Origin of the sequence: Sphingorhabdus sp. (assembly GCF_044239005.1) — a bacterium.
In the GTDB taxonomy this organism is placed as follows: domain Bacteria; phylum Pseudomonadota; class Alphaproteobacteria; order Sphingomonadales; family Sphingomonadaceae; genus Sphingorhabdus_B.
In genome coordinates this window covers 1-5,983 of sequence record NZ_JBIICH010000124.1, presented here as the reverse complement: position 1 = coordinate 5,983, position 5,983 = coordinate 1, and the positions used below count along the sequence as shown (strand labels likewise).

At 55.5% G+C, this 5,983-nt stretch carries 10 protein-coding genes; 4 read left to right on the top strand and 6 right to left on the bottom strand.

All coding sequences use genetic code 11. From position 1 onward, the window contains the following. On the bottom strand, positions 1–413 hold a 413-nt coding region (locus tag ACILQA_RS09340), incomplete at its 3' end, for a hypothetical protein (RefSeq protein ID WP_395629451.1). A gap of 170 nt (positions 414–583) precedes the next feature. Here ACILQA_RS09340 and ACILQA_RS09335 point away from each other — a divergent pair. Together ACILQA_RS09335 and ACILQA_RS09330 are read left to right on the top strand one after the other, a co-directional pair. After that, the gene (locus ACILQA_RS09335; protein ID WP_324479627.1) at positions 584–853 is read left to right on the top strand and encodes a GlsB/YeaQ/YmgE family stress response membrane protein; all 270 of its coding nucleotides are present in this window, start codon (positions 584–586) and stop codon (positions 851–853) included. A 22-nt stretch (positions 854–875) separates the two neighbouring features. Further along, a complete protein-coding gene (locus tag ACILQA_RS09330; RefSeq protein WP_395629450.1) occupies positions 876–1,163 on the top strand; it encodes a hypothetical protein in 288 nt (95 codons plus the stop codon). Between the two features lie 118 nt (positions 1,164–1,281). On the opposite strand, the gene ACILQA_RS09325 is transcribed toward ACILQA_RS09330, so the two are convergent. Continuing rightward, entirely contained in the window at positions 1,282–1,896 is a 615-nt protein-coding gene (locus ACILQA_RS09325) for a sigma-70 family RNA polymerase sigma factor (RefSeq protein WP_395629449.1), read from the bottom strand. Next, positions 1,893–2,159 carry a NepR family anti-sigma factor gene (locus tag ACILQA_RS09320; protein WP_395629448.1) on the bottom strand — a complete coding sequence of 89 codons (267 nt, stop codon included), beginning with the start codon at positions 2,157–2,159 and terminating at the stop codon, positions 1,893–1,895. The genes ACILQA_RS09325 and ACILQA_RS09320 overlap by 4 nt, the downstream gene beginning before the upstream one ends. A 134-nt stretch (positions 2,160–2,293) precedes the next feature. On the opposite strand from ACILQA_RS09320, the gene ACILQA_RS09315 reads away from it, so the two are divergent. Further along, positions 2,294–3,076 carry a response regulator gene (locus ACILQA_RS09315; RefSeq protein ID WP_395629447.1) on the top strand — a complete coding sequence of 261 codons (783 nt, stop codon included), beginning with the start codon at positions 2,294–2,296 and terminating at the stop codon, positions 3,074–3,076. 270 nt (positions 3,077–3,346) lie between these two features. On the opposite strand, the gene ACILQA_RS09310 is transcribed toward ACILQA_RS09315, so the two are convergent. The 3 genes from ACILQA_RS09310 to xseA form a co-directional block, all read right to left on the bottom strand. Then, complete coding sequence (locus ACILQA_RS09310; RefSeq protein ID WP_395629446.1) at positions 3,347–4,090, bottom strand: M23 family metallopeptidase; 744 nt, start codon at positions 4,088–4,090, stop codon at positions 3,347–3,349. A 124-nt stretch (positions 4,091–4,214) separates the two neighbouring features. Further along, on the bottom strand, positions 4,215–4,418 hold the full coding sequence (locus ACILQA_RS09305; protein ID WP_183941503.1) for a DUF2093 domain-containing protein: 204 nt from the start codon (positions 4,416–4,418) through the stop codon (positions 4,215–4,217). Between the two features lie 44 nt (positions 4,419–4,462). Further along, positions 4,463–5,872, bottom strand: a complete 1,410-nt coding sequence (gene xseA, locus ACILQA_RS09300) for an exodeoxyribonuclease VII large subunit (RefSeq protein WP_395629445.1) — start codon at positions 5,870–5,872, stop codon at positions 4,463–4,465. Here xseA and ACILQA_RS09295 point away from each other — a divergent pair. Next, positions 5,784–5,983: phosphoribosylamine--glycine ligase N-terminal domain-containing protein (locus tag ACILQA_RS09295; protein ID WP_395629444.1), on the top strand; the 200-nt coding region annotated here is incomplete at its 3' end. The genes xseA and ACILQA_RS09295 overlap by 89 nt on opposite strands.

Genomic DNA, 5,983 nt, shown 5'->3' with positions numbered 1-5,983 from the left:
GCATCTGACATGTCATCAACATCGCCCCAATCGTCACCGGGATTATCCCGCATGAATTTAGCCCCAGCGGGGCGCGTTTGATCGAAATTTTCTCGGTCGGTTTCGTCATTTGCGAACGCTGCGGAAAATTCATTCTTCCACTCTTCAGCCTTCGGCAACCATTGATTACGGGTGGCATATAGGCCTGCGCCAACGGCGACGACTGCGCCTACTACCGAGGCAACGGTGCCGAACCAAGATGGCAGCCGCGATGTGCGTTGACCTTTTGCATGACCCCCTCGGCTTTTGGCGGATTTGGTCGCGGTCTTTGGACGCGACGCTTGGCTCGACTTACTTTTATTGGTTGCCGTGCCTTGCGCGGATCCGTTGTTACTATTGTTCATCGATTTCTTCTGCGTATCTGAATTGGCCATGATGTTCGCTTTCCTGGTGACTTGGGTTTGCTCAATGAATGTTAACAAGTCGGCAGAGGCATCGTTCCGCGCTACACCTTCCATTAAGGGCGATTGAACGATTTGGACGTAAAGCTGGAACCAATCGGCACGAGCACTGTTTTCCCCGCACTCTGAAAGGGAGAACGAACATGAACATCATTATTCTCTTGGTTGTCGGCGGTATCTTGGGCTGGCTTGCCAGCATCGTAATGCGTACCGACGGTCAACAAGGCATTTTCCTGAACATCATCGTCGGCATTGTAGGTGCCTTCCTTGCAGGCTTCATCATCACGCCACTTATCGGCGGCGCGCCTGTGACCAGCGGTGCCTTCGACATCCGGTCGTTGATCGCATCGTTCCTTGGCGCGGTGGTTCTATTGGCGATCGTTAATCTCTTACGTCGCGGTAGCGTCCGTTAATTTTGAACAGAGGGAAATATCTATGAAAAAGTCCATTATGATTTTCGCCGCGTCTTTGTCGCTTGCCACACTTGGCGCATGTGACGGAGCAACCGAAAATGCACAAGAAGATCAGGCTGATGCCGTTCGTGAGAACGCGGAAGTCCAAGCAGACGCTATGGAAGAAAAAGCCGATGCGACTGACACAAAAGTCGACGGCATGGATACGGCCACCGAAAACAAAATGGAAGCCGATGCACAAGCGGTCCGTGAAAAGGGCGACGCAAAGGCTGACGCGATGGAAGATGCTGCCGACAAGCAAGACAAATAAAACGCCAGGATTAGTCGAATAAAAAGGCTCGCCGGGAAACTGGCGGGCCATTTTATTGCCGCCGCATGCCAAAGGTCGATTAAATGCCAATGAAGCTCTCAGCAAAGGCGCTTTATGGTCATGTGCTTGGTTTGGGTTGTGGAATATCTTTTGCCGCTTCCTTCGCGCGTTTGCGTGGCGCTGCTTTCACGCGCAGTGGTTCATCAGGCCCATTGATGAGCGCGGTCAAGGCAACGCGGCCACGCGCAAGTCGGCTTTTCACCGTTCCAATAGCGCAACCCGTGATTTCGGCCGCCTCTTCGTAGCTCGCACCACCTGCACCAACGATCATCAGGATTTCGCGCTGCTCCGCGGGCAATTTTTGCAACGCCTTTTCAACATCCTGCATATGGATATGGTGCTGCTGCGGCGGAGCCTCGACCAACAGCCGTTCTGCTGCCTCCGGATCCCAACTCGTCATGCGCGCATTTTTACGCATCGTCGTGTAAAACTGGTTGCGCAATATCATGAACATCCAGGCGCGAAAGTTGGTGCCTGGGGTAAAGCTTTCATGCGCGGCCCACGCCCGCATCATTGCCTCTTGCGCAAGATCATCGGCAAGCTCCCGATTTCCGCACAGGCCACGCGCAAACGCACGTAACGACGGAATAATCGCGATCATTTGTGCACGAAAATCAGCCGAAGCATCCGACTTTGCGGACCTAGGGATCGGTTCCGTCGCGGAACTACTCACTGGAACTTCTTCGACGCCGACATCTTTGCGTCAATCATATCCAGCAGGTTCAAAAAATCGTCAGGGATAGGTTCATTGGCAACGCTCTCATGCATTTGACGCAGTGCAGCAGTCAAAGGGTCGAATTCAAAATCCATGTCTTCACCAATCGCGTCAAGCGGTTGCTTGCCCTTATTACTGCTCACTAATTGACCCTCCCAGGTGCTTACTGCATCGGAAAATCTGACCGCCTCCGGGTGACCATGGCCTGAAGGAATTCCCATGGTTCAATACCATGGACGGGGCTGAAACTGATGCATTTTCATATGCGATAAAGTCACAACGCGAGATAATGTTCCATCGCAGGGAACAAAAAAGCGTTTCAAGCGTATAGCATTGGATAACAAAGGGAGTGATCATGTCATTTAGGCAACAACTGGCAACGCAATTGCCATACCTACGGCGTTACGCACGTGCTCTGACGGGGTCACAGACATTGGGAGACGCAGCAGTTCGCGAAACGCTCGAAGCGTTGTTGGAAGCACCCGAAGAGTGGGATGAGGCAGCACCGGTTAAGACGGAGTTGTTCAGAACATTTCACCGCATTTGGCGTAGCGGCATGATCGTGCCGCTCCAATCACGCGGCCGCAGCGGTGTCATCGCCGAATTTCCGATAAAGCGCCGTCAGAGCCTGCTTTTGTCCACGGTTGAAGGATTTAAGGCACATGAAGTGGCCAAAATATTGGGCATTTCGGAATCCGACGTACACAGCCATGTTGTCGCTGCCCGTAGTGCCATAGAAGATGCGCTTTGTGCGCGCGTGCTCATTATTGAAGATGAAACGATCATTGCATTGCATATCAAACAGATCGTCGAAAATCTGGGGCATGAAGCGATCGCAATCGTCCGGACACGCGCAGAAGCAGTTGCAATGGCCCGCGATGAACGGCCTGAACTGATTTTGGCTGACATCAGCCTTGCGGACGGCTCAAGCGGTATAGATGCCGTAAAGGATATTCTGGCCGAACAGACCGTGCCAGTGATCTTCATCACCGCGTTCCCGGAAAGGCTACTTACTGGCGAGCGCCCAGAACCGACATATCTGATTACAAAGCCGTTTGAGCCCGCAACGGTCATTGCAACCATCGGTCAGGCGCTGCTGATGCATCGCGAAATCGATATAAATTCCGAAGCAGCATAGTTTTTCGGGAACAAAGTTTTTTGATCGACGTTTGCCTTATCTGAATGACATAATCCTGCGCGAAGGTTCGCGTAAAACAGTTTACCCCGCCGGTCTCCCCCCCCCCACCATTAGACCGGCACCCTAAACACCCCGGCTTATGGCTGGGGTGTTTTTCTTTGTGCAGACGACATGCAAGATAAAATCCTCGTTACCGCTGGCTTAGCTTGCGGGCGTGTCGTTCTTCCCGTCACGCATCTGCTGTGGTTCAGTCTGCCCGTTTAAGGCCGCTTATATTGCGGGTATCAAGAGCTTTGGATCAACGCGCGCATTGTTCCATTTCATGCCCCAATGCAGATGCGGGCCGCTTGCCCGTCCCGTCGCGCCAACGCGTCCGATGACTTGCCCCTGCTTCACATAGTCGCCTTCTTTTACGAGCAGTTCGGAGCAGTGTAAAAATGCGCTGTTTAAGCCCATGCCATGATCAATCATCAGCAAATGCCCTTCCAGCGTGAAGGCATCTGTGGCCGCAAGCGTGACGACACCGTCCGCCGGCGCGACAAAATGTGTCCCATTTGGCGCAGCAATGTCCATGCCGCTATGATAGCTGCCGGGTATCCCGTTATAGATACGCTGCGCGCCAAATAGGCCAGACGTCCGGCCAGCCAAAGGGCGAATGAATGCCTGCCGCCAGCCATTACCAAGCGTGGTTTTGGCCCGCGCTGCATTTATGCGGGCAAGCTCGGCGCCGCGTCTTGCTTCAAACTCTGCGGTTGTTTTTGCGCCGCCCGTGGGGTTGGCAGAAACATTTTCAATCCGCCAGTTGCCCGGTGTTACCGCCAACGTGCGATCCAGCGTTCGACCATCGGCGAATGTGGCGGTCAGGATCGCGCTGTTTTCGGCGTCGCGGTCAAAACCCATCAGGAAAAAGCCGTCGGCTGTCAGCGGCAGGGCAACGCCGTTAAGCGTGACGGACGATGCACCGCGTGGCGCACGCGCGATGACGAGACCCCCTTGTATCGCTGGCGCAGACATCCAGAAATCTGTGGGGGCAGTTGACTGTTGCATGTTTGCTGTCGGTGCAGCCGCTACGCTTAATGGCTGCGCGGACATTCCCGCGAGCGCGGCTAAAAAAATCCAGCCGGAACGCTGCAATCCATTAACCCTTTTTCATCGTCGCGCGAACGGATGCATCCGCGCTGACATAGGGTTCCTGTTTGACGACGCTCCAATAGCGCAATTCTTCCAACGGAATGGCCTGTCCCGTTTCGGCGCACACGACATGGTCGCCTGCGGTCAGCATACGAAAACTGTTTGCCATATAATGCAGGCGGGCGACTTTGTTCTTGGAAGACATCAACATGTGGACATTATGGCGCATCGATACTGAATGGGCAATGCACGGCTTTACCCGTCAAACAAATTGCCTTGATCGACAGCCGCTTTTGCTGATTTCGCCGGGGACATTCGCGGTGCAGGTCCGCCACTTACTTGCCCGCCGACTTCGCCATCGACAAACCGCAACGTCACGTCACCCGCTTTCACCGCGGCTTCCCGCGTCATGATGGTTTTGCCGTTCGCATCGGTCACGCGCGCAAAGCCGCGCTTAAGCGGGGCTTCGGGATGCAATGTGCTCACAAGCCGCGTCAACGCATCAAGGCGCTGCTGCCCTTGCTCGGCGCGCCTTGTCAAAAGACGCGGGTGCAGCATCATCGCGGGCGCTGAAAAAGCCACTTCAGCCTTGCCAATTCTGGTCCGAAGCGATTGGCGAAGCCGTTCGGACAGGTCGTCTGTGCGCTGCTGATGCGGGGCGGCAAGGTCTGACAGACGCGGCATCAGACGGCGCTGCGCCTCAAGCCGTTCAGCCGCAAGGTCGACCTTTTTGCGTATCATGTTGGACATGCGCAGTCCGAATTGCCCCACGCGTTGCAGCAAATCGCTGCGCACGGGAACGGCAATTTCGGCCGCGGCCGTAGGCGTCGGCGCCCGCAAATCTGCGGCAAAGTCGCAGAGCGTTGTATCGGTTTCATGCCCGACTGCCGATATGATGGGTATCGTGCAATCTGCGACGGCACGGACCACAGCCTCATCATTAAAGGCCCATAGGTCCTCAATGGACCCACCGCCACGCGCCACGATGACGAGGTCAGGGCGGTGCGTGAGGCCGTCATGGGGCATTGCGGAAAATCCATTCACCGCACGTGCGATTTGGGCGGCGGCGCCTTCCCCTTGCACCAATACGGGCCACACGATCACATGGCTTGGAAAGCGATCGGCAAGACGGTGCAGGATATCACGGATGACTGCGCCGGTGGGCGAGGTTACGACGCCAATTGTACGCGGCAGTGACGGCAGCTTTTTCTTGCGTTCCGGTGCGAATAAACCTTCGGCGGCGAGCCGCGCCTTTAGCTTTTCAAACAAAAGCATCATCGCGCCTTCGCCTGCGACTTCAAGGCTCTCGACCACGATTTGATAGTTCGAGCGGCCCGCATAGGTCGTCAATTTGCCCGTGGCGACAACCTCCAGCCCGTCTTCAGGGGCGAAGGGCAGGCGCGCCGCCCCACCTTTCCACATGACCGCATCCAGCCGCGCATTTTCGTCTTTGAGCGAAAAATAAATATGGCCCGACGCGGCGCGCTTAAAGCCCGAAATCTCCCCGCGCACGCGGACATGGCCGAACCGGTCCTCAACCGTGCGCTTTAACGCCAGCGATAACTCCGACACACTCATGGCCTGGGCATTGTCGCCGGGCCGCTCCTCGGCTAACAGGCGGGCAACTTGCGGGTCAGCATTTTCAAAGGGGTCATTTGCGGACATGAATATCTTGCTCATCGGATCGGGTGGACGCGAACATGCGCTGGCGTGGAAGCTCGCGCAATCGCCAAATTGCGATACACTCTTTGCCACGCCGGGCAATCCCGGGATTGC

Coding starts and splice junctions, on each gene's coding strand:
- ACILQA_RS09310 (WP_395629446.1), bottom strand. CDS start 4,090: ATGTCTGCGCCAGCGATACAAGGGGGTCTCGTCATCGCGCGTGCGCCA.
- xseA (WP_395629445.1), bottom strand. CDS start 5,872: ATGTCCGCAAATGACCCCTTTGAAAATGCTGACCCGCAAGTTGCCCGC.
- ACILQA_RS09320 (WP_395629448.1), bottom strand. CDS start 2,159: ATGGGAATTCCTTCAGGCCATGGTCACCCGGAGGCGGTCAGATTTTCC.
- ACILQA_RS09330 (WP_395629450.1), top strand. CDS start 876: ATGAAAAAGTCCATTATGATTTTCGCCGCGTCTTTGTCGCTTGCCACA.
- ACILQA_RS09315 (WP_395629447.1), top strand. CDS start 2,294: ATGTCATTTAGGCAACAACTGGCAACGCAATTGCCATACCTACGGCGT.
- ACILQA_RS09335 (WP_324479627.1), top strand. CDS start 584: ATGAACATCATTATTCTCTTGGTTGTCGGCGGTATCTTGGGCTGGCTT.
- ACILQA_RS09305 (WP_183941503.1), bottom strand. CDS start 4,418: ATGTTGATGTCTTCCAAGAACAAAGTCGCCCGCCTGCATTATATGGCA.